At 64.6% G+C, this 25,594-nt stretch carries 27 protein-coding genes; 19 read left to right on the forward strand and 8 right to left on the reverse strand.

The genetic code is table 11. The features are described from left to right. The first annotated feature begins 34 nt into the window (after positions 1 to 34). The 3 genes from GCT19_RS01225 to GCT19_RS01235 all read left to right on the forward strand — a co-directional run bounded on the left by GCT19_RS01225 (position 35) and on the right by GCT19_RS01235 (position 2,615). A complete protein-coding gene (locus GCT19_RS01225; RefSeq protein WP_152850801.1) occupies positions 35 to 1,204 on the forward strand; it encodes an ABC transporter substrate-binding protein in 1,170 nt (389 codons plus the stop codon). A gap of 138 nt (positions 1,205 to 1,342) precedes the next feature. Continuing rightward, positions 1,343 to 1,753 carry a DUF302 domain-containing protein gene (locus GCT19_RS01230; protein WP_018431724.1) on the forward strand — a complete coding sequence of 137 codons (411 nt, stop codon included), beginning with the start codon at positions 1,343 to 1,345 and terminating at the stop codon, positions 1,751 to 1,753. Positions 1,754 to 1,850: 97 nt separating this feature from the next. Continuing rightward, positions 1,851 to 2,615 carry a ParA family protein gene (locus GCT19_RS01235; RefSeq protein ID WP_018431725.1) on the forward strand — a complete coding sequence of 255 codons (765 nt, stop codon included), beginning with the start codon at positions 1,851 to 1,853 and terminating at the stop codon, positions 2,613 to 2,615. Positions 2,616 to 2,627: 12 nt separating this feature from the next. Here GCT19_RS01235 and GCT19_RS01240 read toward each other — a convergent pair whose 3' ends face one another. Both GCT19_RS01240 and GCT19_RS01245 read right to left on the reverse strand, forming a co-directional pair. Then, the gene (locus GCT19_RS01240; RefSeq protein WP_018431726.1) at positions 2,628 to 3,392 is read right to left on the reverse strand and encodes a bestrophin-like domain; all 765 of its coding nucleotides are present in this window, start codon (positions 3,390 to 3,392) and stop codon (positions 2,628 to 2,630) included. Positions 3,393 to 3,445: 53 nt separating this feature from the next. After that, positions 3,446 to 3,703, reverse strand: a complete 258-nt coding sequence (locus GCT19_RS01245; RefSeq protein WP_152850802.1) for a hypothetical protein — start codon at positions 3,701 to 3,703, stop codon at positions 3,446 to 3,448. 92 nt (positions 3,704 to 3,795) lie between these two features. On the opposite strand from GCT19_RS01245, the gene GCT19_RS01250 reads away from it, so the two are divergent. Further along, entirely contained in the window at positions 3,796 to 4,056 is a 261-nt protein-coding gene (locus GCT19_RS01250; RefSeq protein WP_018431728.1) for a hypothetical protein, read from the forward strand. Between the two features lie 39 nt (positions 4,057 to 4,095). On the opposite strand, the gene GCT19_RS01255 is transcribed toward GCT19_RS01250, so the two are convergent. The 6 genes from GCT19_RS01255 to GCT19_RS01280 form a co-directional block, all read right to left on the reverse strand. After that, entirely contained in the window at positions 4,096 to 5,247 is a 1,152-nt protein-coding gene (locus tag GCT19_RS01255; RefSeq protein ID WP_152850803.1) for a Gfo/Idh/MocA family protein, read from the reverse strand. A gap of 16 nt (positions 5,248 to 5,263) precedes the next feature. After that, positions 5,264 to 6,313: a sugar phosphate isomerase/epimerase family protein gene (locus GCT19_RS01260; RefSeq protein WP_152850804.1), complete on the reverse strand. Its 1,050-nt coding sequence runs from the start codon at positions 6,311 to 6,313 to the stop codon at positions 5,264 to 5,266. A gap of 67 nt (positions 6,314 to 6,380) precedes the next feature. After that, entirely contained in the window at positions 6,381 to 7,343 is a 963-nt protein-coding gene (locus GCT19_RS01265) for a substrate-binding domain-containing protein (RefSeq protein WP_018431731.1), read from the reverse strand. A gap of 100 nt (positions 7,344 to 7,443) precedes the next feature. Then, positions 7,444 to 8,457, reverse strand: a complete 1,014-nt coding sequence (locus GCT19_RS01270) for an ABC transporter permease (RefSeq protein ID WP_018431732.1) — start codon at positions 8,455 to 8,457, stop codon at positions 7,444 to 7,446. Next, entirely contained in the window at positions 8,438 to 9,925 is a 1,488-nt protein-coding gene (locus GCT19_RS01275; RefSeq protein WP_018431733.1) for a sugar ABC transporter ATP-binding protein, read from the reverse strand. Before GCT19_RS01275 ends, GCT19_RS01270 begins: the two co-directional genes overlap by 20 nt. A gap of 3 nt (positions 9,926 to 9,928) precedes the next feature. Next, positions 9,929 to 11,017, reverse strand: a complete 1,089-nt coding sequence (locus GCT19_RS01280; protein ID WP_321576732.1) for a LacI family DNA-binding transcriptional regulator — start codon at positions 11,015 to 11,017, stop codon at positions 9,929 to 9,931. A 289-nt stretch (positions 11,018 to 11,306) separates the two neighbouring features. On the opposite strand from GCT19_RS01280, the gene GCT19_RS01285 reads away from it, so the two are divergent. The 15 genes from GCT19_RS01285 to ureC all read left to right on the forward strand — a co-directional run bounded on the left by GCT19_RS01285 (position 11,307) and on the right by ureC (position 25,594). Beyond that, positions 11,307 to 11,960 carry a protein-L-isoaspartate O-methyltransferase family protein gene (locus GCT19_RS01285; protein ID WP_152850805.1) on the forward strand — a complete coding sequence of 218 codons (654 nt, stop codon included), beginning with the start codon at positions 11,307 to 11,309 and terminating at the stop codon, positions 11,958 to 11,960. Between the two features lie 88 nt (positions 11,961 to 12,048). Next, positions 12,049 to 12,372, forward strand: coding sequence for a rhodanese-like domain-containing protein (locus GCT19_RS01290; protein ID WP_018431735.1), 324 nt, complete (start codon positions 12,049 to 12,051; stop codon positions 12,370 to 12,372). Positions 12,373 to 12,803: 431 nt separating this feature from the next. Continuing rightward, the gene (locus GCT19_RS01295; RefSeq protein ID WP_152850806.1) at positions 12,804 to 13,379 is read left to right on the forward strand and encodes a LysM peptidoglycan-binding domain-containing protein; all 576 of its coding nucleotides are present in this window, start codon (positions 12,804 to 12,806) and stop codon (positions 13,377 to 13,379) included. Between the two features lie 953 nt (positions 13,380 to 14,332). Next, positions 14,333 to 15,631 carry an urea ABC transporter substrate-binding protein gene (urtA, locus tag GCT19_RS01305; RefSeq protein ID WP_013088664.1) on the forward strand — a complete coding sequence of 433 codons (1,299 nt, stop codon included), beginning with the start codon at positions 14,333 to 14,335 and terminating at the stop codon, positions 15,629 to 15,631. Positions 15,632 to 15,853: 222 nt separating this feature from the next. Further along, complete coding sequence (urtB, locus tag GCT19_RS01310) at positions 15,854 to 17,488, forward strand: urea ABC transporter permease subunit UrtB (RefSeq protein WP_152850925.1); 1,635 nt, start codon at positions 15,854 to 15,856, stop codon at positions 17,486 to 17,488. A gap of 1 nt (position 17,489) precedes the next feature. Beyond that, positions 17,490 to 18,695 (forward strand): urea ABC transporter permease subunit UrtC, encoded by a 1,206-nt coding sequence (gene urtC / locus GCT19_RS01315; RefSeq protein WP_018431738.1) that lies wholly within the window; start codon positions 17,490 to 17,492, stop codon positions 18,693 to 18,695. A 10-nt stretch (positions 18,696 to 18,705) separates the two neighbouring features. Next, entirely contained in the window at positions 18,706 to 19,569 is an 864-nt protein-coding gene (gene urtD / locus GCT19_RS01320) for an urea ABC transporter ATP-binding protein UrtD (RefSeq protein WP_013088661.1), read from the forward strand. Between the two features lie 50 nt (positions 19,570 to 19,619). Then, complete coding sequence (gene urtE / locus GCT19_RS01325; protein WP_152850807.1) at positions 19,620 to 20,312, forward strand: urea ABC transporter ATP-binding subunit UrtE; 693 nt, start codon at positions 19,620 to 19,622, stop codon at positions 20,310 to 20,312. 152 nt (positions 20,313 to 20,464) lie between these two features. Further along, positions 20,465 to 20,839, forward strand: coding sequence for a hypothetical protein (locus GCT19_RS01330; RefSeq protein WP_227749155.1), 375 nt, complete (start codon positions 20,465 to 20,467; stop codon positions 20,837 to 20,839). 44 nt (positions 20,840 to 20,883) lie between these two features. Then, a complete protein-coding gene (locus tag GCT19_RS01335; protein WP_018431740.1) occupies positions 20,884 to 21,081 on the forward strand; it encodes a hypothetical protein in 198 nt (65 codons plus the stop codon). Positions 21,082 to 21,154: 73 nt separating this feature from the next. Next, positions 21,155 to 22,024, forward strand: a complete 870-nt coding sequence (locus GCT19_RS01340; RefSeq protein WP_152850808.1) for an urease accessory protein UreD — start codon at positions 21,155 to 21,157, stop codon at positions 22,022 to 22,024. Positions 22,025 to 22,239: 215 nt separating this feature from the next. Continuing rightward, a complete protein-coding gene (locus GCT19_RS01345) occupies positions 22,240 to 23,052 on the forward strand; it encodes a transporter substrate-binding domain-containing protein (RefSeq protein ID WP_152850927.1) in 813 nt (270 codons plus the stop codon). A 115-nt stretch (positions 23,053 to 23,167) separates the two neighbouring features. Continuing rightward, complete coding sequence (gene ureA, locus GCT19_RS01350; protein WP_008923043.1) at positions 23,168 to 23,470, forward strand: urease subunit gamma; 303 nt, start codon at positions 23,168 to 23,170, stop codon at positions 23,468 to 23,470. A 25-nt stretch (positions 23,471 to 23,495) separates the two neighbouring features. After that, positions 23,496 to 23,801 (forward strand): urease subunit beta, encoded by a 306-nt coding sequence (locus GCT19_RS01355; protein ID WP_013088655.1) that lies wholly within the window; start codon positions 23,496 to 23,498, stop codon positions 23,799 to 23,801. Between the two features lie 86 nt (positions 23,802 to 23,887). Next, positions 23,888 to 25,594 carry an urease subunit alpha gene (ureC, locus tag GCT19_RS01360; RefSeq protein WP_152850809.1) on the forward strand — a complete coding sequence of 569 codons (1,707 nt, stop codon included), beginning with the start codon at positions 23,888 to 23,890 and terminating at the stop codon, positions 25,592 to 25,594.

A 25,594-nucleotide genomic window follows, 5' to 3' on the forward strand; every position in this document is an offset into this window, starting at 1 on the left:
TCCATACCGCTCTCTCGCTACGGAGACACTTCTGATGAAGTTGCATAACAATAAAGTACGCAACACCCTGCGCGGCCTCGCGGCCGCGGCGCTGCTCGTCGCCGGCGCGGCGCACGCCGACCTGAAAGTCGGCATCGATCTGTCGAATACCGGGCCGGCCGCCGTGATCGGCATCACCAGCAAGAACGCGATGCTGATGTGGCCGCAGACGATCGCCGGCCAGAAAGCCGACTACATCTTCCTCGACGACGCATCCGACCCCGGCAACGCGGTGCGCAACATCCGCAAGCTGATCAACGAGGACCACGTCGACGTCGTCGTCGGCCCGAACATCACGCCGGCCGCGATGGCCGCGCTCGATCCGGTCGCCGACAGCCAGACGCCGATGATCACGCTGATCGGCTCGGCGAGCGTCGTCGAGCCGCAGGAAGGCAAGAAGGTGTGGGCCTACAAGATGGCGCAGACCGACAGCGCGATGGCCGACGTGATGACGCGCTACATGTCGAATCACAACGTGAAAACGGTCGGCTTCATCGGTTTCGCGGACGGCTACGGCGAAAGCTGGCTCAACGAGTTCAGCAAGTTCGCGGCGCCGCGTCATATCCAGCTGGTCGCGACCGAGCGCTACAACCGCACCGACGCGAGCGTGACCGGCCAGATCCTGAAGCTGATGGCCGCGAAGCCCGACGCGATCCTGATCGCCGGCGCGGGCACGCCGACGGTGCTGCCGCAGCGCACGCTGATCGAGCGCGGCTACAAGGGGCCGATCTATCAGACGCACGGCATCGCGACGCCGGAGTTCATCAAGCTCGGCGGCAAAGACGTGGAAGGCACGCTGTTCCCGACGCAGCCGGTCGTCGTCGCGCGCACGCTGCCGGCCGATCATCCGTCGAAGAAGGCGGCGCTCGCGTTCGTCGACGCGTACGAGGCGAAGTATGGCCCCGGCAGCGTCACGCAGTTCGCGGGCGACGCGGCCGGCGTGTACCCGCGCCTGCAGGACGCCGTCGCGCGTGCGTTGAAGACCGCGCAGCCCGGCACGCCGGCGTTTCGCGTCGCGTTGCGCGACGAACTCGAGCACGCGCATGAGCTGGTCGTGCCGAACGGAGTCGTCAATACGAGCCCGAAGGATCACGTCGGCCTCGACCAGCGCGCGAGCGTGATGGGCACCATCAAGAATGGCAAGTTCGTTTATCTGAGCCAGTAATCTGGCAGCGGGGCGTCGATGACGCTCCGCCTTCCGGTAGAACTGCCCTCCCGGCGCCTCGGCACGATCGGCCACACCGCGACAGCGAACGCCTACACTGCATGGAGTTCGCGTCACCGTTGACGCACGGGAGGCAAGATGGCCACCGCTTCGATCGCAGAGAACGCCAGCACTGGCATCGTCACGGTTCCAAGCGCCCACGCGGGCAGCGCGACCGCCGAGCGCCTGCAAACCCTGATTCTGGAGCGCGGCCTGACGGTTTTCGCGTGCATCGATTTCAGCGGCGACGCTGAGCGCGCGGGACTGGCGATGCCGTTCAGCCGGCTCCTGATCTTCGGCAATCCCAAAGCCGGCACGCCGTTGATGCAACTGGCGCCGACCGCCGCGCTCGATCTTCCCCTGAAGGTGCTCGTGTGGGAAGACGCGGACGGCCGTGCGTGGTTATCGTTCAACTCGACGGCCTATCTTCGCGAGCGTCATGGCCTGCCGGACGACTTGATGAAGCCGGTGAGCGGTGTGGCCGCCCTCGTGGATGCGGCCGCGCGGTAACACGTCGAACGGTCCCGAACAACCCTACAAAATCAGCGCCGTCACGCGACTCAGGTATGCTGGGCCCTTTGTAACTGCTTCCGTTCGAGGGGAGACCATGCGGCGCGTTGTATTCAATCAGAAAGGTGGCGTAGGCAAATCGACCATCGTCTGCAACCTGGCGGCCATCAGCGCGAGCGAGGGGCTGCGCACGCTGGTGATCGACCTCGATGCCCAGGCGAATTCGACCCAGTATCTGCTCGGCCCGCAGGCGAGCGAAGTCCACCCCACTGTCGCAGGCTTCTTCGAAACCGCGCTCGGCTTCAGCTTCAAGCCCGTCGAAGCGACCTCGTTCATCCATCCGACGCGCTTCGAGAATCTCGACGTGATGCCCGCGCATTCCGACCTCGACACGCTGCACGGCAAGCTCGAATCGCGCTACAAGATCTACAAGCTGCGCGACGCGCTGAACGAGCTCGACATCTACGACGCGATTTACATCGACACGCCGCCCGCGCTGAACTTCTATACGCGCTCGGCGCTGATCGCGGTCGAGCGTTGTCTGATTCCGTTCGACTGCGACGACTTCTCGCGTCGCGCGCTCTACACGCTGCTCGAAAACGTCAAGGAGATCCAGCAGGATCACAACGACGCGCTGCAGGTGGAAGGCATCGTCATCAACCAGTTCCAGCCGCGCGCGAGCCTGCCGCAGAAGCTCGTCGACGAACTGATCGGTGAAGGCTTGCCGGTGCTGGGGTCGCGCTTGTCATCGTCGGTGAAGATCCGTGAGTCGCATCAGCTGGCGACGCCGGTCATTCATCTCGATCCTGGGCATAAGCTTTCCCAGGAGTATCGGGCGTTGCATCGCGAGTTGAGCGAATAAGCTCGGGCGGCGTCATTGGCCCAGCGACCTCAGCAGCCGTGTGAGATTTTGCGGCTCGATATGAATGATCCCACCTCGCGGACTGTCGATGTCCGCGATCAGCGTCAGCGACAGCGCAACCGTGACGGGCAGCACGATGATCAGGATGCCTCGTCGAACGCTGCCTCTCGCTCCATAACCCTGCACGACGCACGCAAATAACCCGATCAGGATCATCAGCGTCCACGCGCCCAGCGGAATCCGGTTCAACAGCGCCGCCTCGGAATAGTCCTGCGAGTTGAGGACATCGTTCATGCCGGTCATCACGACGGCGCCGATCGGCGTCGGCTGATCCTTCGCGACCTGTGCCGCCAGGCGCCACAGCGCGGCCTGAGACTTCGCTGTGTCTGCCTCGATGCGAGCGATTTCCTGCGCGTCTCGTGTTTGAAAATGGGCGAGCCTCAATTGCGCGTAATGCGTCAATTCAGCCTTGAGCTGCGCGCTGACGGGCGGCGCGACCACATCGGCCCGGACGTACTCGGTGCCGATCGCGTTCGCTTCGTTTTCTTCCAGGTTCTTGCGCTGGTCGTAGCGGTTGACCGCCATCGACAGATTGAAGCCGATCAGCAGCGCGAGCAACGTCAACGTCGACGTCTCCACGATCGTGAAATCTTCGCGCTCCTCGCTCTTCAGTGCGAAAACGCGTCGAAGCGCCAATGCGCCAAAAGTGATCGCGCCGATGAAAGCGACCAGCAGTATCACGAACAGCGTGCCAGGACGATCGACCAATGCTTGCATGCAATGCCTCCGTTTCGGACATCTGCGTTAGACGCGGTAGCTTGGGCGGCCGGCTAGCCGGTCGCCCGCGCGCGGAAAATCACCGACGCCGGTTTGCCGGTTCGCGGATGCAAAGGCACTTGCCACCCTTCTCCACAGCCCAGGTCGAGGACCGTGGCCGGGTCGCAAGCGAGGACCGCGTCGAGCACGGCCTGATCGGTGACCAGTCGGCGGCTGTCGATCTCACCCGCGCGCACCGCATTCGTCCACGGCGACGCGTCGCGCTGCCAGCTATCGATGATCTTGCCGTCGCTGAGCGGGTCGAGGCTCATCGGGTGTTGTCGTGCGTGGGTGCCAACCGCACACCGTCAGCAAAATTGTTAAAGTAACGCTCTCTCTTCGATCAGCGGCCGCAGTCCCCATCATGCGCACCACCCGAGCCATCCACGCCGTCGAGCGCCTGAAAACGCGCACCGGCAACCCGCGCTTCGCCGCGATCAGTCTATCCGGCGGCCTGTTCTATCTGGTCGACAAATCGAGCGGCGTCGACAACAAAGTATCCGACCCACTGACGCTCGACGACTTCGTCAAGTTCGTCGACGCCTACGGCCCGCAGAAACCGCGCAAGGCCAGCAAGCTCGATATCGCGTTCGAAGCGCAGATCAAGAAAAGCAAGGGCGGTTGACGCTGCGGCATCGCCGACCTTGCGCTTGGTTGCAACGCTCTACGCCCCTTCGATCTCCACCCACCGTCCATCCGCCGCACTGCTTTTCAGTACCGCGTCGATAAACCGCAAACCGTCGACGCCATCATCGACCGTCGTCAACAACAGGCTTTCCGCCGGCGGTGCGCGACCTTCGTTCAATGCATCGATCTGCAACGCCGCATCCTTGTACAACTGCGCGAACGCTTCCAGATAGCCTTCCGGATGCCCGGCCGGCACGCGCGTCGCATGCGCGGCAACCGGGCTTTTCACTCGCGCGCGCGTCAATCGTTCGGCAGCGCCGCCCAGTGGCGTGAACCACAACGCGTTCGGCTCCTCCTGATCGAACGCGAGTCCCGCCTTCGTGCCATACACGCGCAAGCGCAGCGCGTTTTCCGCGCCGCTCGCCACCTGGCTCGCCCACAACATGCCGCGCGCGCCGTTCGCATAACGCAGCATCGCCTGCACGTGATCGTCGATACGACGCCCCGGCACGAACGTGTGCAGCTCGGCCGATAGCGCGCGCGGCATCGCCCCCGTCACGAAGGCAGCCAGCTGATAGGCGTGCGTGCCGATATCGCCGAGGCACCCGGCCGGCCCCGCCAACGCCGGATCGGTGCGCCAGCCCGCCTGCTTGTTCGCGCCGCCCGTTTCGAGCGGCTCGGCGAGCCAGTCCTGCGCGTATTCGACCTGCACGACGCGTATCTCGCCCAGCTCGCCACCTTCGACCAGCTCGCGCGCATGCCGCACCAGCGGGTAGCCCGAATAGGTATGGGTCAGCGCAAACAGGCGCCCGGTCGACTGCGCGAGCTTCGCGAGCGCTTCGCCTTCGGCGAGCGAAACCGCCAGCGGCTTGTCGCAGATCACGTGGATGCCCGCTTCGAGAAACGCCGTCGCGACCGGCGCATGCAGATGATTCGGCGTAACGATCGCGACCGCGTCGATGCCGTCGTCGCGCGCGGCCTCGGCGCGCGCCATCTCGCGCCAGTCCGCGTAGCTGCGCGCGATACCCGCTTCGACGGCGCTCGCCCGCGCGCGCTCGGGATCGGACGACAGCGCGCCCGCCACCAGTTCGAAACGATCGTCGAGCCGCGCGGCGATCCGATGCACGGCGCCGATGAATGCGCCCTGCCCGCCGCCGACCATGCCCAGCCTGAGCCTTCTTCGCTGCATCGTTTGCGCTCCCATGTCAGATGCCCAGCACGCTCTTCAACTGCGCGGTATCGACACCGCTGCCCGCGAAGTCATCGAATGCTCGCTCGGCCACGCGGATGATGTGCCGGCGAATGAACTCCGCGCCTTCGTGCGCGCCGTCGTGAGGATGCTTCAACGCGCATTCCCATTCGAGCACAGCCCAGCCCGGAAAATCGAACTGCGCCATCTTCGAGAAGATCGCGCCGAAGTCGATCTGCCCATCGCCGAGCGAACGAAAGCGCCCCGCGCGTTCGACCCAGCCGCTATACCCGCCGTACACGCCCTGCTTGCCGGTGGGACGGAACTCCGCGTCCTTCACATGAAACGCCTTGATGCGCTCGTGGTAGATATCGATGAACGCGAGATAGTCGAGTTGCTGCAGCACGAAATGGCTCGGGTCGTACAGGATGTTCGCGCGCGGATGCTGATTGACCGCCGCGAGAAAGCGCTCGAACGTCACGCCGTCGTGCAGGTCTTCGCCCGGATGCAGTTCGTAGCAGACGTCGACGCCCGCCGCGTCGAACGCATCGAGAATCGGCGTCCAGCGGCGCGCGAGTTCGTCGAACGCGGCCTCGACGAGACCGGCCGGCCGCTGCGGCCACGGGTAGATATAGGGCCACGCGAGCGCGCCCGAAAACGACACGTGCGTACTCAGGCCCAAGCGACGCGACGCCTGCGCCGCGAGCTTCATCTGCGCGATCGCCCACTCGGTGCGCGCCGCCGGATTGCCGCGCACATGCGGCGCGGCGAAGCCGTCGAACAGCGTGTCGTAAGCCGGATGCACGGCGACCAGTTGGCCCTGCAGATGCGTCGATAGTTCGGTGATCGCGACGCCCGCGTTGTCGACGGTCTCGCGCAGTTCGTCGCAGTACGCGTCGCTCGTCGCTGCCTTGTCGAGATCGATCAGGCGCGGGTCGCACGGCACCTGGATGCCCTTGAAGCCGAGACCCGCGGCCCATTCGGCGAGATGCGCGAGGTTGTCGAACGGCACGTCGTCGCCCATGAATTGCGCGAGAAAAATCGCTGGCCCTTTGATGGTTTTCATCGTACGGTTCCTCGAACGTTGCGCGCGGGCCGGGCCCGCGCGCGTTAGACGATGCTCCGAGCGCCGCTCAGAACGGCGAGTCGGGGAAATAGAACTGCTGGGCGTTTTCCTTCGTGATCAGCACCGACGGAATGATCGTCGTCGGCGGCAGCTTGTCGCCCTTGAGCCGCGCTTCGGCCGTCAGCTTGATCGCGTCATAGATGAATTTCGGCGAGTACGACACGTCGGCCTTGATCATCGGCGCGCCGTCCATCACGTTCTTCACCATGCCCTTCGAGCCCGCACCGCCGAACACGATCTTGATGTCGTTGCGCTTGGCCTGATCGATCGCCTTCAGCACGCCGACCGCCATGTCGTCATCGGCGGCCCACACGGCGTCGATGTGCTTGAAGCGCGTCAGGTAGTCCTGCATCACCTTGAACGCGTCGTCGCGATTCCAGTTCGCGTACTTCGCGTCGAGAATCTTGATGTCCGGGTAGTTCTTCAGCACGCCGGTGAAGGCGGTCCAGCGCTCGTTGTCGAGCGTGGTCGGAATGCCGCGCAGCGCGACGATGTTGCCCTTGCCGTCGAGCGCCTTCGCCAGATACTCGGCGGGAATCTTGCCGAACGCGGTGTTGTCGCCGGCCACGTAGGCATCCTGCGCACTGGTGTTCGTCAGGCCGCGATCGACCACCGTCACGTACACGCCTTTACGCTTCACCTGCTCGACCGGCTGGGTCAGCGTCGCCGATTCGTACGGGAAGATCACGAGCGCGTTGATCTTGTTGACCGTCACGAGATCCTGCAACTGGTTCGCCTGCTCGGGCGCATTGGCCGCGGTCTTCACGATCACTTTCAGATCGGGATGCGCCTTCTCGAGATCCTCCTTCGCCTTGTTCGCCCACCAGACGATGCCGCCGGTAAAGCCGTGATCGGCCGTCGGAATCGCGACGCCCAGCGTGACCTTGTCGTCGGCGCGCGCCGCGCCGCTCGTGCCCAGCATCCCCAACGCCAGCACGCCGGCGCCGATCGCTCGAATGACTTGCTTCATGGTGTGTGTCTCCAGTCAAGAGGCGTTCGCTCGCCCCGATTTTTCGGACCTGCCGTTGGTTTACCGCGCCTGCCTTGCTACACCTGCTTGAAACGCACGTCTACCGCCGCCCGCGCTGCACGAACGCGACGAAGATAATCACGACGCCCTGCACCGCCGCGTTCAGATACACGCTGATGATGCTGGTCAGGTTCAGGATATTCGCGATCACCGACAACAGGATCGCGCCGATCACGGTGCCGATCACGCGTCCCTCGCCGCCCTTCAGCGCGGTGCCGCCGACCACCACCGACGCGATTGCTTCGAGTTCCCACAACAGGCCCGTGGTCGGCGTGGCGGAGCCGAGGCGCGGCACGTAAAGCACGGTAGCCACGCCCACGCAGACCCCGAGCAGCACATAGGTGACGATCTTGACCGTATCGACGCGAATCGCCGCATAACGCGCGACCTGTTCGTTCGAACCGATCGCCTGCACGTGCCGGCCGAACGCGGTGCGATTCAGGATCAGCGCGCCGCCCGCCGCGACCACGAGAAATACCCAGATCGGCACCGGCACACCGAACAGGCTCGCGTAATAGACGGGACCATACAGATTGGAGAGAGAATCATTGAGCGTCAGCGCGCCGCCATCGGCGAGCCATGTGAGCACCGCGCGAAATATCCCCAGCGTGCCGAGCGTGACGATGAAGGGCTCGATGCGCCCTTTGGTGATCAGCAGCCCATGCGCGCAGCCGAACAGCGCGCCGAGCACGAATGCCGCGACGATGCCGATCGTCACGATCAGCAACGGCGGCAGCGCATGACCGGTAGCACCGGCCGCGAGCCCGTTCATCAGCCATATCATGATGCCTGCGATCAACGCGGCCATCGAGCCGACCGACAGATCGATGCCGCCCGAGATGATCACGAAGGTCATGCCGACCGCGATGATGCCGATGAACGACGTGCGCGTGAGCACGTTCATCAGATTGTCGAGTGTCGCAAAGTCGCGATTGAGCAGCGTGCCGACGATGCACAGCACGATCAGCCCGGCGAGCGGCCCGAGCGTGTAGAGCCGCTGCGCGACGCGCAGCGCGCGCCGTGATTGCACGGCTTCAGTGGGTGCCGGTCGCATGAGCGATCAACTCCTCTTCGGTCAGATGCTCGAGCGTCAGCGTCGCTTGCAGGTGTCCCGCGCGCATCACGGCGACGCGATGGCACAAGCCGATCAGCTCGATCAGTTCGGATGAAATGACGATCACCGCGCGGCCCTGCGCGGCGAGACGATGAATCAGGAAGTAGATGTCACGTTTCGCGCCGACGTCGACGCCGCGCGTCGGTTCGTCGAGCACGATCACGTTCGGGTCGGGCTGCAGGAACTTCGCGAGCGCGAGCTTCTGCTGGTTGCCGCCGGACAGCATGCGCGCGCGGCTCGACAGGTCGCCGGTGCGGATGCCGAATTCGCCGACGGCCTTCTGCAACGCCGCGCGCCCCGCTTTCAGGTCGAGCAGCGGATGCGCGTAGCGTTCGAGCGTCATCAGCGTGACGTTGTCCTGCAGGCTCATGTTGACGTGCAGGCCTTTGCCCTTGCGGTCCTCGCTCAGATACGTGAGACCGTGGCGCATCGCGTCGCGCGGGTTTTTCAGATCGACTGCCCGGCCGGCGATTTCGATCGTGCCGCCCGCGCGTTTGCGCAAGCCGATGATCGCCTCGAACGCCTCGGTGCGGCCCGCGCCGACGAGACCGGCGAAGCCGAGCACTTCGCCTGCGCGCACGTCGAAGCTCAGATCCTCGACCCAGTCGGGCACCGTCAGGCCGTTCACACGCAACGCGACCGGCGTGTCGGCGGGCACCGTCTGCTTGTCGGGGAACATGTCGGACACGTCGCGCCCGACCATCAGGTTCGCCATCTGCTGGCGCGCGAGCCCCGTGGTTTCACCGCGCGCGACGAAGCGGCCGTCGCGCATCACGATCACTTCGTCGGTGATGCGCTCGACTTCATCGAGCTTGTGCGAGATATAGACGATCGTCACGCCATCGGCCTTCAGCTTCAGCATCAGCGCGAACAGCCGTTCGGTTTCGGCGGGCGTCAGCGTCGCGGTCGGCTCGTCCATGATCAACAGACGCGCGCGGCGCGACAGCGCCTTCGCGATCTCGACCATCTGCTTTTCCGCGACGATCAGCTCGCGCACCTTCGTGTCCGGCGCGCGCTCGAGCCCGACCTGGGCGAGATAGCGCGCGGCGTCGCTGCGCATCGCGGCGTCGTCGACGAACCAGCCGCGGCGCTTCTCATGGCCGAGATACATGTTCTGCGCGATCGTCAGATGCTCGGCGAGGTTGAACTCCTGGTGGATCAGCACGATGCCCTGCGCCTCGGCGTCGCGCGAACCGGCGAAGCGCTGCGCGTGGCCATCGACCAGCACGTTGCCCGAGGTTGCCGTTTCATAGCCGGCGAGGATTTTCATCAGCGTCGATTTGCCCGCGCCGTTCTCGCCGAGCAGACCGTAGATGCGGCCGGGCGCGAGCTCGAAGCTCACGCCGTGCAGCACGCGCACCGGGCCGAAGTCCTTGCGGATGTCGTCGAAGCGGATCGCAAGGCTCATGGCTCACGCACTCCCACGGATCACGAGACGATGCGGCAGCAGCACGCCTGGCACGTTGGCCTGCGGATTCGCGAGGCGTTGCAGCAGCAGACGCGCGGCGGTCTCGCCGAGCTCGCGCATCGGCTGCGCGATCGTCGTCAGCGGCGGATCGATCTGCGCGGCGACAGAGATGTCGTCGAAGCCGGCCACCGCGACGTCGTCGGGCACGCGCTTGCCGACGCTGCGCAAGCCGTGGATCGCACCGATCGCGAGCGTGTCCGACACCGCGAAGATCGCGCTCGGCGCGTCCGGTTCCTGCATCAGCCCCGCCGCGGCCGACGCGCCCGCCTCGTAATCGAGGCAGTTCAGATTCATGCGCCAGCGCGGGTCCGGCGCAATGCCCGCGTCGCTCAACGCGTCGAGGTAGCCCTGCTGACGCTGGCGCGCATACAGATAGTCGACGTCGGAATTGACCAGGCCGATGCGCCGGTGACCACGCGCGAGCAGATGGCGCACCGCGTCGCCGGCCGCGCGGTAGTTGTCGATGCCGACGTACGGCACGCCCATCTCCGGATCGAACTCGCAGCACGCGACCCACGGCAGCGCCTGCGACGCCTCGCCGAGCGCCTGCTGGATCGTCGCCGGATCGAGGCAGATCGCGCCGTCCGCGCGGCGGCGCCGCAGCATGTCGAAGTAGCTGCGCTCGCGGCCCGGGTCCGCGCCGGTGTCGCATAGCAGCATGAAGTAGCCGTGCTGACGCGCGACGCTGTCGATGCCGCGCACGATCTCCGCGTAAAACGGATTGCCGAAGTCGGGCACCATTGTCAGCAGCAGGCGGCTCTCGGCGGTGCGCAGATTGCGCGCGAGTTCGTTGACACGGTAGCCGCTCGCGTCGATCGCCGCGAGCACCTTGTCGCGCGTGGCGGGCCGCACGTTGTCGTGGCCGTTCAGCACGCGCGACACCGTCGCGACCGACACGCCCGCCTGCTCGGCCACGCCCGCGATCGACGGCCCGTCGGCCGTGCGCGGCCAGCGCCTCTGCGGCTGACGTAGCGGTTGACTGGTCGCGCCGGACGACGCGGTCGGCGACGATCGGGACGGCGTTCGGGACACACGACCTCGCAGCACAAAATGTAATCGATTACATTTTGTGGCGATCGCGATGCGAATCGCAAGGACGGATCGCTAGGGATTAACACGGGGGCGGACCGGCCTCGCGCTTGCCCGCGAGCGTCCGGCGCGAGTCCGCCATTTGGTACAATCCCGCAGTTCCCCTGACGCGGCTTGCAAGCGAACGCCTTGCTCCGACGCCGCGGCCGCCGGCAATCCGCCGTGGCCGGGTCAGGACAAAAGTCAGCGGCAATCGTCGCCCGCTCGCCAAACCAAAACCGCCGAATCCACCATGAACATCGAGCAAGCGCGTTTCAACATGATCGAACAGCAGATCCGCCCCTGGGAAGTGCTCGACCAGGACGTGCTGAATCTGCTGTCGATCGTCAAACGTGAGAATTTCGTCCCCGCCGCTTACCGCGACCTCGCTTTCGCCGACTTCGAAGTGCCGCTGCCGGCCGGCCAGCACATGCTGGCGCCGCGCGTCGAGGCGCGCGTGCTGCAGGAGCTGGCGGTGAAGAAGCACGAAAGCGTGCTCGAAATCGGCGCGGGCTCGGGTTACATGGCGGCGCTGCTCGCGCATCGCGCGCAACACGTGCTGACCGTCGACATCGAACCGGAACTGGCCGAGCTCACGAAGAGCAACCTGATCGCCAACGGCGTGCTGAACGTCGAAGTCGCGACCGGCGACGCTTCGCGCGGCTGGACCGGCGCGGCACCGTACGACGTGATCTGCGTGTCGGGCGGTCTGCCGGTGCTGCCGCAGGAAATCCTCGAACAGCTGAAGGTCGGCGGCCGTCTCGCGGCGTTCGTCGGCAGCGCGCCGGTGATGAAGGCGCAAATCATCACGCGCATCGACGAGAAGCAGTACCGGATCTCCGACGTGTTCGAAACCTATGTCGAGCCGCTCGCCAATGCAGTGCAGCCGGCGCGGTTCAGGTTCTAAGCGGCGGTTTTCGCTGCGCTTCGAGTTGTATTGTTGATCTGGACGGGCGGCGAGCAAGCCGCCGTCCCACGAACTGGATGTCACGCTGATGCAAAATCTGACCGCTCCCGCACTCGCCGAATGGCTCGCCGATACTTCGCGTCCCGCACCCGTGCTGCTCGACGTGCGCGAGCCGTGGGAACTGCAAACCGCGTCGATGGCCGGCGTCGTGTCGATTCCGATGCGCGAGATTCCCGCGCGCAGCGAAGAACTCGATGACGACGCGCAGATCGTCTGCATTTGCCATCACGGCGCGCGCAGTGCGCAGGTCGCGATGTTCCTCGAATCGCGCGGACATACCAACGTGTTCAATCTGCAAGGCGGCATCGACGCGTGGTCGCGTCAGGTCGATCCGTCGGTTCCGACTTATTGAGGTTCGGCGCGAAGGTAGCGCGTTGAAGCGGCGCAAGGGCTGATGGTCCTTGCGCCGTTTTTCTTTTGTGCCGCGTCGGAAATGCAGGCAAAGACTCCGCAAGATCTTTGCCTTGGGGGGTCTTTGCTGTTTTATTGGCCCGTCATTCAACCCATCACTGAGCAAGGTCCGGCGCTTCTTGTGGGGCTACCCCGCTGAGCGACGGGTGTTGCACGCCCTCATTAAGGAAGGGAAATTTGGGCCGTCGCCCATATACGGACAACCTGTTGCACGGCGAATATCTGATCGCTGCCGATCCGGGCAGCGACTCTGGATAGATGTTCGACACACGTATGTCGCTGTCTGTATCGGAGTCGTTTATTAGACACTATTGCTTCGGATTCCCGGCGCTATGTTGAGTTCAACCCCAAGGAGGAGTCATATGGCTGTTCATGCACCACCGAAGACTGGCGATGATTTGGGTGGAGACCGGTGCGGAAAGCAAGAAATGGGAATCGAATCCGATTCAAATAGGTAATCCCGGCGATCCAGGATTGCGAGCGCTTTTAGCTGGCAATGAAGGAGGAGATTTAATTATTCCCCCAACGTGGATGAATCGCCTCACCTTTGGTAGTGCAATAACGAATCCCTATCATAGTATCGCTGCTGGCATTGGCTACTTACTGATGCGGACGGCAAATTATGCGATCAAAGCCGTCCCGGACGCAGACGCCACAATTTACGAAGCCAGGGTACTGGCAGGGGACAGCATCGCCAAGATCGCCAAGACAAATGGAAGCACTATTGAAGTGATACAGAAACTCAATCCTTCCTTCCATTTATTGAGACCCGGTCAAATACTGAAATATCAGAAGGCTTCGCTGAAGAAAGTCATTGTTAGCTGGAAAATTATTACGACACCAAGCATCGCGAAAAACTACAACTCCGGCGATTCCCTCTATCCCCAGAAGCTGGATTATGCTCTCAGCCTGATCCACAAGGGGGAGGCTGCATTATGTGCTCAGTGAAAATGACGGCGATGTGCATCATTCTCTACAGCATGTCAAGCATAGCGATCGGCGCCGAAGTCGGTCTTAAAGGGGATTTTGAGGGAACAGGTCGTGCGTGTTCCGGTGCGCTCTACGTGCGAGCTAACACAATTGAATGGAATTCAACATATAGCGTCTGTAAGCCGACACGCTACGAAATCTTGGAAAAGAATTTCAGCGATGATCAAAGACGCATTGTCTTTCACTTGAAAAATCCAGGTCGCCAGTGTCGATTCAAGATTGTGGAAGTTGAGCACGCAAGTGGGCACAACTGGAATGTGAGCGGTTACCGGTCCCTGGAAGGATTTCAAAAAAGGGATTTGCCAGACTGGAATAATTCCCCGTTACCCGAACGGCAAGTTTTGTCTTGTTTAATGGTAGAACGGGACTAAGCTCATTGCGTGGTGTAGTACATCCGTTTCGCGCTCACAAGCAGCCGCGGCGTGCTCTCTTACTGTCGGTTCGCGGTGAAGGGCATTTAGAAAGCGGACTTATCGGTTGGGCTGACGACGGCGCGTCCGATCAGGTTCGGACTCCCTGATCAGCATTCAATATCACCGTGTTCCGGTGTGGGCAACACCCACACCATGCACAAAAGCGCGGCGTCCCCAGGGCGCCCATGCACCGCCGATGCCCCGCCTGCGCCAGCAACGCTTCACTGGCGTCGAAGCACGCTTCGTCGCGGCGCGACGCGCACCCGAACGAGGCGCGCCGCGCGCGACTGCACCAGTTTCGCGCCGCGCCATCGATGGACCGATTCCCCACCTCCCGCCCCGGTAGCCGCGCCGCATCGGGCATTCCACACGCATCACGTCGAATGCGTCACATGGCATGTGCCTTGCAGTAGACGAGCGGCTAGTCGTGCGAGCTCAGCCTGGCTGGCTGAAATCGGCGCTCATAAACAGTGACCATCAATGACAAGGGGAAAGCACATGAAACGTCGCAGTCTGTTGAAGTTCGGCTCCATGTCCGGCGCGCTCGCGCTCGCGGGCCGCGTGCCGTTCGCGCACGCGCAGTCCAATAGCGGTCCGATCAAGGTGGGCATCCTGCATTCGCTGTCCGGCACGATGGCGATCTCCGAGACGTCGCTGAAAGATACCGCGTTGATGACGATCGCCGACATCAACAAGAACGGCGGTGTGATGGGCCGTCAGATCCAGCCGGTGATCGTCGACCCGGCTTCGAACTGGCCGCTGTTCGCCGAGAAAGCGCGCCAGCTTCTGACGCAGGACAAGTGCGCGGTCGTGTTCGGCTGCTGGACCTCGGTATCGCGCAAGTCGGTGCTGCCGGTGTTCGAGGAACTGAACGGCCTGCTGTTCTATCCGGTGCAATACGAAGGCGAGGAAATGTCGCGCAACGTGTTCTATACGGGCGCAGCTCCTAACCAGCAGGCCATTCCCGCGACCGAATACCTGATGAGCGCCGAAGGCGGCGGCGCGAAGCGCTTCTTCCTGCTCGGCACCGACTATGTGTATCCGCGCACGACCAACAAGATCCTGCGCGCGTTCCTCAAATCGAAGGGCGTGCAGGAAGCCGACATCCAGGAGGTCTATACGCCGTTCGGTCACAGCGACTATCAGACCATCGTCGCGAACATCAAGACCTTCTCGCAAGGCGGCAAGACCGCGGTGATCTCGACCGTGAACGGCGATTCGAACGTGCCGTTCTACAAGGAACTCGGCAACCAGGGGCTGAAGGCGTCGGATGTGCCCGTCGTCGCGTTCTCGGTCGGCGAAGAGGAACTGCGCGGCATCGATACGAAGCCGCTCGTCGGCAATCTTGCGGCCTGGAACTACTTCATGTCGGTGCGCAACCCGTCCAACGAGAAGTTCAAGAAGCAATGGGCCACGTGGGTCAAGGACAACAACCTGCCGGGCGGCACCAAGCGTGTGACCAACGATCCGATGGAGGCGACCTTCGTCGGCATCCACATGTGGAAGCAGGCGGTCGAGAAAGCAAAGAGCACCGACGTCGACAAGGTGCGCGTCGCGATGGTCGGGCAGACCTTCGCGGCACCGTCGGGTTTCACGCTGGAGATGGACGGCAACCACCATCTGCACAAGCCGGTGATGATCGGCGAGGTACGCGCGGATGGCCAGTTCAACGTCGTGTGGCGCACCAAGGGGCCGATTCGCGCGCAACCGTGGAGCCCGTTCATCGCCGGCAATGCGGGCAAGCCGGATGTGGTCAGTTCGATTCCCGCGTTCCTGCGGCGCTCGCGCGTCGCATGACGTGTCGGCGTGAGTCGCGCCGCGGCGCGCGAGTCGCCGCGCGTGTCTCGCCGCAGCGGCCGCGACGTGCGGCCTGCGTACCGGCACGCGCGGCTCGCGCGCGACCCAGACGCGTTGCGCGGCATGACCGCGCACGCCAATGCCCGGCGACGTCCCGCTGAAGCGGCGGCGGCGTCCTCGCGCGTGAGCGGCTCATCGATTCAACCCAGTGCAAAGGCCATCATGGCGTTTTCATTTCCGACTTCCATGCGACGACGCGGCGCGGCGCTCCTGCTGCCGCTCGCGGTTCTTCTCACCGTCGCGCCACGCGCTGCATTCGCGCTGACCGAGGCCGATGTCGCGCCGCTCGCCGGCGACGACTTCGAGGCGAAGTCCGCCGCGATCGACAAACTGATCGCCACGCACGATACCGCGTCGCTCGCGGTGCTGAAGGCACTCGCCGACGACAGCGCGCTCGCCACCGACTCAGGCGCGGTACTGCTGCAGGACGGCGACGCCACCCGCGATGCCGTCACCGGCCAGCCGGTCGCCGCGAGCGACGCGCAGCCCATCACGCTGAACAACCTGCTGCGCTCGAAAGTAGCGGGGGCGCTGTCGGGCCTGCAACTCGCGTCGCCCGACCAGGCGACACGCGCAGCCGCCATCGATGCGCTGCTGCAAAACCCCGACCCATCGATCAAACCGCTGGTCGACGCCGCGCGCGCCAAAGAAACCGATCCCGCGCTGAAGAAGCGTCTCGACACACTGTGGGCAATGAGCGCATTGCACGACCCGGACCCTTCGAAGCGTCTCGAAGCAGTGCAACTGGTCGCCGCGCGCCACGACCTCGAAATGAACGAGTTGCTGCGCCCGCTGATCGCGAAGAAAGCCGACGGCACGTTTGCCGAAACCGACGAACGCGTGCGCGCGGCCGCGCAGAGCGGCATCGATGAGCTCGATGCGATCCAGCGTCGCAGCCAGATCGCGGGCACGCTGTTCGCGGGGCTGTCGCTCGGCAGCGTGCTGCTGCTCGCCGCGCTCGGCCTGGCGATCACGTATGGCCTGATCGGCGTGATCAACATGGCGCACGGCGAATTCCTGATGATCGGCGCGTACGCGACCTACGTCGTGCAGAACCTCGTTCAGCGCTTCGCACCCAACGCGTTCGACTGGTATCCGCTCGTCGCGATACCGGCCTCCTTCGTCGCGGCCGCGCTGGTCGGCATCGTGCTCGAACGGCTCGTGCTGAGGCACCTGTATGGCCGCCCGCTCGAAACGCTGCTGACCACCTTCGGCGTGAGCCTGATCCTGATTCAGGCGACCCGCATGCTGTTCGGCGCGCAGAACGTCCAGGTCGTCAATCCGTCATGGATGAGCGGCGGCGTGACCGTACTGCCGAACCTGATCCTGCCGTACAACCGGCTCGCGATTCTCGCGTTCTCGCTGATCGTCGTCGCGATCGCCTGGGCCGTGCTCACGCGCACGCGGCTGGGTCTGTTCGTGCGCGCGGTCACGCAGAACCGCCGCATGGCCGCGTGCGTCGGCGTGAAAACCGCGCGCGTCGATTCGTATGCGTTCGCATTCGGCGCGGGCATCGCGGGACTCGGCGGCTGCGCGCTATCGCAGATCGGCAATGTCGGGCCCGACCTCGGCCAGAGCTACATCATCGATTCGTTCATGGCGGTCGTGCTCGGCGGTGTCGGCCAGCTTGCGGGCACCGTGCTCGGCGGCTTCGGCCTCGGGCTCGTCAGCAAGGCGATCGAACCGTTCTGGGGCGCGGTGCTCGCGAAGATCGCGGTGCTCGTGCTGATCGTGCTGTTCATCCAGAAGCGTCCGCAGGGCATGTTCGCCTTGAAGGGCCGTAGCGCGGAGGCATGAGATGGCATCGGCTACTTCATCGGCGAACTCCTCTTCCGCCGCGTCGTCGCGCGCCGGAGCCGCTAGCGCGGGTGCCGGCGCCGCGCGCGAGCCCAGCACCGGCTTCGCGCTCGGCCTGCCACCGCGGCCCGCGCTGCTGTCGCGTCGCGCATGGCTCGCGCTGCTCGCGTTGATCATCGTGTTCGGCCTCGGCGTGCCGTTCGCCGCGCTGGTGATTCCCGAGACGAGCGCGTTGCATCTGTCCGCGTATGCGATGACGCTGACCGGCAAGTTCATGTGCTATGCGATCGCCGCGCTCGCGCTCGATCTGGTGTGGGGCTACTGCGGCATCCTGAGTCTCGGTCACGCGTTGTTCTTCGCGCTCGGCGGCTATGCGATCGGTATGTACCTGATGCGCGCGATCGGGCACGACGGCAAGTACGGCAGCGATCTGCCCGACTTCATGGTGTTTCTCGACTGGCACCAGTTGCCGTGGTACTGGCAAGGCACGCAGCATCTCGGCTACGCGCTGCTGCTCGTCGTGCTGGTGCCGGCCGTGGTCGCGTGGGTGTTCGGCTTCTTCACGTTCCGTTCGCGCGTGAAGGGCGTGTATCTGTCGATCATCACGCAGGCGATGACCTTCGCCGCGATGCTGCTGTTCTATCGCAACGAAACGGGCTTTGGCGGCAATAACGGCTTTACCGACTTCAAGCGCATCGGCGGTTTTCCGATCACGCATCAGGGCACGCGCGCCGCATTGCTGCTGATCACGTTCGCGGTGCTGATCGCCGCGTTCATCGGCGCGCGCGCAATCGTCACGTCGAAGCTCGGCCGCGTGGTGACTGCGGTGCGCGACGGCGAAACGCGGCTGATGTTTCTCGGCTACAGCCCGCTCGCGTACAAGCTGTTCGTGTGGACCGTGTCGGCGGTGCTGTGCGGCATCGCGGGCGCGTTGTACGTGCCGCAGGTCGGCATCATCAATCCGGGCGAGATGTCGCCGGGCAACTCGATCGAAATGGCGATCTGGGTCGCAGTCGGCGGACGCGGCACACTGATCGGCCCGATCATCGGCGCGTTCGCGGTGAACGGCGCAAAGAGCTTCTTTACGGCGAACTTCCCCGAATACTGGCTGTTCTTTCTCGGCCTGATCTTCGTGCTGGTGCCGCTGCTGCTGCCGAACGGCATCATGGGTCTCGCCGATCTGCTGACGCGTAAAAGAGACCGCTGAGGAACCGCTGATGAACGAAAACCCGATGGTTCCCGATCTGGATTTGCCCGAAGCACCGGCGGAACGCTCGCTGAGCGGCGTCGCGAGCATGGGGCACACGGTCGTGCCCGGCGAGATCGACGTATCGCACGGCACGATCCTGTACCTCGAAGACGTGACGGTCAGCTTCGACGGCTTTCGCGCGCTGAACGCGCTGTCGCTCGCGATCGACGCGGGCGAACTGCGCTGCATCATCGGCCCGAATGGCGCGGGCAAGACGACGATGATGGACGTGATCACGGGCAAGACCGCACCCGATCACGGCAAGGTGTTTCTCGGCCAGTCGATCGATCTGACGCGGATGAACGAACCGGCGATCGCGCGCGCCGGCATCGGCCGCAAGTTCCAGAAGCCGACCGTGTTCGAGCAGCATCCGGTGTGGGAAAACCTCGAACTCGCGATGAAGACCGACAAGGGCTGGTGGGCGTCGCTGCGCGCGCGGCTCGATCGCGACGCGCAGGCGCGCATCGAGCAAACGCTCGCGCTGATCGGACTGGAAAGCGAAGCGCGCAGGCTCGCGGGCGAGCTATCGCACGGCCAGAAGCAGCGCCTCGAAATCGGCATGCTGCTGATGCAACGCCCAGCGCTGCTGCTGCTCGACGAACCCGCGGCCGGCATGACCGACGACGAAACGATGCAACTCGCCGAATTGCTCAATCACCTGCGCGGCACCTGCTCGATGATGGTCGTCGAGCACGACATGGAGTTCGTCGCGGCGCTCGCGGGCGACACGGGCAAGGTGACGGTAATGGCCGAAGGCCGCGTGCTCGCGCACGGCACGCTCGACGAAGTGAAGCGCGATGAGACCGTGATCGAGTCTTATCTAGGCCGCTGATCGGAACTCAACGCGGTACCGCATCGTCAACCCGACAGGATGACTGAAACATGCTCGAAGTAGACCGACTGAACCAGTACTACGGCGGCAGCCATATTCTGCGCGACGTGAAGCTCACGGTGCCCGACGGCAAGCTGACGGTGCTGCTGGGGCGCAACGGCGTCGGCAAGACCACGCTGCTGCGCTGCCTGATGGGCGTCGTGCCCGCGAAAAGCGGTGCGATCGCGTGGCGCGGCGAACCGCTGATGAAACTGCCCACGCATGCGCGGGTCGCCCAGGGGCTCGCCTACGTGCCGCAGGGCCGCGATATTTTTCCGCGCCTCAGCGTCGAGGAAAACCTGCTGGTGGGCGCGGCCAGCCGAAAGGCGCCGAAGAAGATCCCCGAGCGCATCTACGAGCTGTTTCCGGTACTGAAGGACATGCGCAACCGGCGCGGCGGCGATCTGTCCGGCGGTCAGCAGCAACAGCTCGCGATCGGCCGCGCGCTGATGAGCCAGCCGCAACTGCTGATCCTCGACGAGCCGACCGAGGGCATCCAGCCGTCGATCATCCAGGACATCGGCCGCACGCTGCGGCAGCTCGTCGAGGACATGGGCATGACGGTGCTGCTCGTCGAGCAGTACTACGATTTCGCCAAGGCGATCGCCGATCGTTACTGGGTGATGAGTCGCGGCGAAATCGTCGCGGGCGGTGACGGGGCGAACATGGATGCCGATGGAGTGCGGGGGTTGATTGCCGTGTAAGCGTCTCTTTCAGTCTCCGACAGCCGCTCGAAAGCTTGCACCCCGCGCCGTCGGCCCCGTCTGACGCGACTGAAGCTCACTACTCAAGTTATCCGCCACGCAACCGTTACACAGGCTAGGCAGCGCCGCAACGGTTCGATCAGGTGGACACCATGGACGACAACAAGCAGGTCAGACGCGAGTTTTACAGAAACCCAGCTTCCTATTGCCGGGTGATGAACGTCGTGTCCGCAGTCACCTTTGGTTTATTCGAGGTGGACAGCGGCGGTACGGTCGGCATGCTGTCGGTGCGCTGGGAGAAGCTCGGCAACGAACTCGCGCCCCAGCTGCACGCGTACTACGACAGCTGGCACGTGCTCGCATCGTTCCCCGACGTCCTCGCGAGAATGGCCGAGACGACCGGTCCGGCGTGTTCGCCGGAAGCTTTCTGTCAGCTACTGCTCGAGTGCGGATTCATCAATCGCGCGGAACGAGGCGTGGACGATCACGCCGAGCCGACACTCGTACGCCAGACACTGCCGCAGTAAAACCTGGGTTAGCAACACAACATCGTTAGAGAAGGGAGAAAAGCATGTCCGTGACGGTTCACGTCGAGTATCAGTACTGCCCACATGGCAAGAAAACAATCCAGACAGGCAGCGACTCGTTGACCGTCCAGGAAAACACCCCGCGCGCTGTCGTCGCGCTGCTGCGGCTGCTGCATCCGCAGTGGGAGGGCATCAAGGTGCTGTCGGTGACCGAGGCATCGCCTGAAGGCACTGCGTCGTAGTCGCTAGCGCGCGAGTCTCGCGACGCGACCCGCGTGCTATCCTCGCCGCACGCCGGTTCCCCCATCCATCCGCATGTCGCTCCACGAAAACCACGCCACGCTCGCCGCCTCGCACTCGCCGTGGCGCGCGCGACTCGAACTCGGCTTCGTCGGCGGCGACGCTCGCACGACGCTCGCGCACCGGCGGCACGATGGGCCGCTGCGCGTGCAACGACCGCTCTATCCGGAAGGCCCGGCAATCTGTCACGCGGTGATCGTGCATCCGCCCGGCGGCGTCGCGGGCGGCGATCAGCTCGACATCGACATCACGCTCGCCGCGCACACGCATGCGGTGCTGACGACGCCGGGCGCAACCAAGTGGTACAAGTCGAACGGCCGCGCGGCGCGGCAGCGCATCGCGCTGCAGGTCGACGCGCAGGCGAAGCTCGACTGGCTGCCCCAGAACAACATCGTGTTCGATCACGCGAACGCGCAACTCGATTTTTCGCTGACGCTCGGCGACGGCGCGAGCGCGATCGGCTGGGACGCGACCCAGCTCGGACGCCAGGCGGCCGGCGAACGCTGGTCGGCGGGTAGCTTGCACGCGGTGTCGCGCATCGTCGGCGCGAATGGCGAACTGTTGTGGTTCGAACGCGCGAGTCTCAGCGCCGACGATCCGCTGCGCGACGCGCCGCAGGGTCTCGCCGGCTTTCCGGTCTACGGCACGCTGTGGGCGGTAGGCGCCGCTTGCGACGACGCACTCGCCGAGTCGCTAACCGCGCAACTGCCGTTCGACGATACGTTGCGAGCCGCAGCCTCGTGCGTGACCAACGGCGTCCTGCTCGTGCGCGCGGTGTCACGCTCGATGGAAACGCTGCAGCACGCGCTCACGCGCTGCTGGCTGCAATTGCGGCCAGTCGTGCATGGTGTGGAGGCGGTGCCGTTGCGGATCTGGTCGACCTGAGAGCGCGGCTTCCCGCTTTTGTCTTCATCACCCTGTTCGCGCACCAAGGCGGCGCACGCGCACGCCCCAACCGTGTGCGCGAGCCGGCGTAGCGTGCCGCCCAGCCACAGCCCAGCGCGATGGCACACAGCTTGCATTGGAATCGCCACTTCGCGGCCGGACACGAAGAAGCCAGCGACGACCCGACTCCAACGACACCACCACCGCTCACGCCGATGACCCGCACCCTCTCCCGCTCCGCGCGCCGCGCCTTGTTGGCCGCATTGCTCGCCCTGCCCATCGTCGCCGACCTCGCGTTTCATGCGGGCGCCGCGCACGCCGACACGCTCGACAACATCGCCAAGACCGGCGTGCTGAAAGTCGCCGTGCCCGAGGACTATCCGCCGTTCGGCTCGGTCGGTGCCGACATGAAACCGCAGGGCTACGACATCGACACGGCCGCGCTGCTCGCCAAAGCGATGAACGTGAAGCTCGAACTGGTGCCGGTCAACAGCGCGAACCGGATTCCGTTTCTGCAAACGGGCAAGGTCGATCTGGTGATCTCGTCGCTCGGCAAAACGCCCGAGCGCGAGAAGGTGATCGACTTCTCGAGCGCGTACGCGCCGTACTACCAGGGGGTGTTCGGTCCCGCCGATATCAAGGTGAGCGGTCCCGCCGATCTGACCGGCAAGACCGTCGGCGCGACGCGCGGCGCGCTCGAGGAAATCGGTCTCACACAGATGGCGCCGAATGCGACGATCAAACGCTTCGAGGACAACAACGCGACGATCGCCGCGTTCCTGTCCGGCCAGGTGCAGCTGATCGCGGCCGGCAACATCGTCGCGGCCGCGATCCTCGCGAAGAACCCGCCGCGCCGTCCGGAACCCAAGTTCGTGATCAAGAACTCGCCGTGCTTCGTCGGCATGAACAAGAACGAGCCGCGCCTGCAACAGAAGGTCGATGCCGCGATCGCGCAGGCCAAACACGACGGCACGCTCGGTGCGATGTCGAAGAAGTGGTTCGGCGCCCCGCTGCCCGCCGATCTGTAATCTTGCAAGCGCGGCTGTAAGCGCGCCGTTAGCCGGACTTGATACCGTGACCGGCTGATGGCGCATCGCGACGACCACGCCGCCACGACACCTCAACGCCGAGACCCAACACCCGATGAAGCTGACACCTCGCGAGAAGGACAAGCTGCTGATCTTCACCGCCGCGCTGCTCGCCGAACGGCGCCGCGCGCGCGGCCTCAAGCTGAACTATCCGGAGGCGGTCGCCTTCATCACCGCCGCGCTGATGGAAGCCGCGCGCGACGGCAAGAGCGTCGCCGAGGTGATGCACTACGGCACCACGCTGCTCACGCGCGCCGACGTGATGGAGGGGGTGCCCGAGATGATCCCCGACATCCAGGTCGAAGCGACGTTCCCCGACGGCACCAAGCTCGTCACCGTCCATCATCCGATTCCCTGAACTCTCTCCGTCAAGGCAGGCCCCCATGATTCCCGGCGAACTCCTCATCGACGACGGCGAGCACGAACTGAACGCGGGCCGCGCGACGGTCACGGTGGTCGTGTCGAATACCGGCGACCGTCCGGTGCAGATCGGCTCGCACTACCACTTCTACGAAGTGAACGACGCGCTGTCGTTCGATCGCGAAGCGGCGCGCGGCTTTCGCCTGAATATCGCGGCCGGCACCGCGGTGCGCTTCGAGCCCGGCCAGGAGCGCACGGTCGAGCTCGTCGCGCTGGCGGGCGAGCGCGTCGTCTACGGCTTCAACGGCAAGGTGATGGGCAAGCTGTGATGCGCTGCCCGCGCCCTGGCGTTTCGACCGCCTGCTCCGCCTTGCGTTGCTCGTAGCTCGCTTGTAGCCCATTTCGGACCCACACCATGACACTACGCATTGGCCGCCGCGCGTACGCGGAGATGTTCGGCCCCACCACCGGCGACCGCGTGCGCCTCGCCGACACCGAACTGCTGATCGAGATCGAACGCGATTTCACGACCTACGGCGAAGAGGTCAAGTTCGGCGGCGGCAAGGTGATCCGCGACGGCATGGGCCAGTCGCAGCGCGTGCACGCCGAGGTCGTCGATACCGTCGTGACGAACGCGGTGATCCTCGACCACTGGGGCATCGTGAAGGCCGATATCGGCATCAAGGACGGCCGCGTCGCGGCGATCGGCAAGGCCGGCAATCCTGACATCCAGCCGAACGTGACGATCGCGATCGGCGCGGCCACCGAAGTGATCGCCGGCGAAGGTCTGATCGTGACCGCGGGCGGCATCGATACGCACATCCACTTCATCAGCCCGCAGCAGATCGAGGAAGCGCTCGCGAGCGGCGTGACGACGATGCTCGGCGGCGGCACCGGCCCCGCGACCGGCACGAATGCGACGACCTGCACGCCCGGGCCGTGGCATCTCGAACGCATGCTGCAAGCGGCCGACGGATACCCGATGAACCTCGGCTTTCTCGGCAAGGGCAACGTGAGCCAGCCGGCACCGCTGACCGAGCAGATCGCCGCGGGCGCGATCGGCCTTAAGCTGCACGAGGACTGGGGCACGACGCCCGCGGCGATCGACAACTGTCTTTCCGTTGCCGACGATACCGACACGCAGGTCGCGATCCACACGGACACGCTGAACGAAGCGGGCTTCGTCGAAACGACGGTGGCCGCGTTCAAGGGCCGCACGATCCACACGTATCACACCGAAGGCGCGGGCGGCGGCCACGCGCCGGACATCATCAAGGTGTGCGGCGAAGCGAACGTGCTGCCGTCGTCGACGAATCCGACGCGGCCCTATACGGTCAACACGCTCGACGAGCATCTCGACATGCTGATGGTGTGCCATCACCTCGATCCGTCGATTGCCGAGGACATCGCGTTCGCCGAATCGCGGATTCGCCGCGAGACGATCGCGGCCGAGGACATCCTGCACGACCTCGGCGCGCTGTCGATGCTGTCTTCGGATTCGCAGGCGATGGGCCGGGTCGGCGAAGTGATCATCCGCACGTGGCAGACCGCGCACAAGATGAAGGTGCAACGCGGCGCGCTGCCCGAGGACAACGCGCGTCACGACAATTTCCGCGCGAAGCGCTACGTCGCGAAGTACACGATCAATCCGGCGATCACGCACGGCATCGCGCATGAGGTCGGTTCGATCGAGCCGGGCAAGTGGGCCGATCTGGTGTTCTGGGAGCCGGCGTTTTTCGGCATCAAGCCGTCGCTGATCCTGAAGGGCGGCATGATCGCGATGGCGCAGATGGGCGACCCGAATGCATCGATTCCGACGCCGCAGCCCGTGCATTATCGCGAGATGTTCGCGACGCGCGGCGGCGCGCTAGGCCGCACGTCGCTGACCTTCGTGTCGCAACTCGCCGCCGACGCAAACGTCGCCGAACGCTATGGTCTGGAGAAGCGCATCGTCGCGGTGAAGAACTGCCGCAACATGACGAAGGCCGACATGATTCACAACGCGTGGCGCCCGAACATCAGCGTCGATCCGGAAACCTACCAGGTGATCGCCGACGGCCAGTTGCTGACCTGCGATCCGGCCACCGTGCTGCCGATGGCGCAACGCTATTTCCTGTTCTGA

Source organism: Paraburkholderia atlantica (assembly GCF_009362785.1).
GTDB lineage: Bacteria > Pseudomonadota > Gammaproteobacteria > Burkholderiales > Burkholderiaceae > Paraburkholderia > Paraburkholderia atlantica.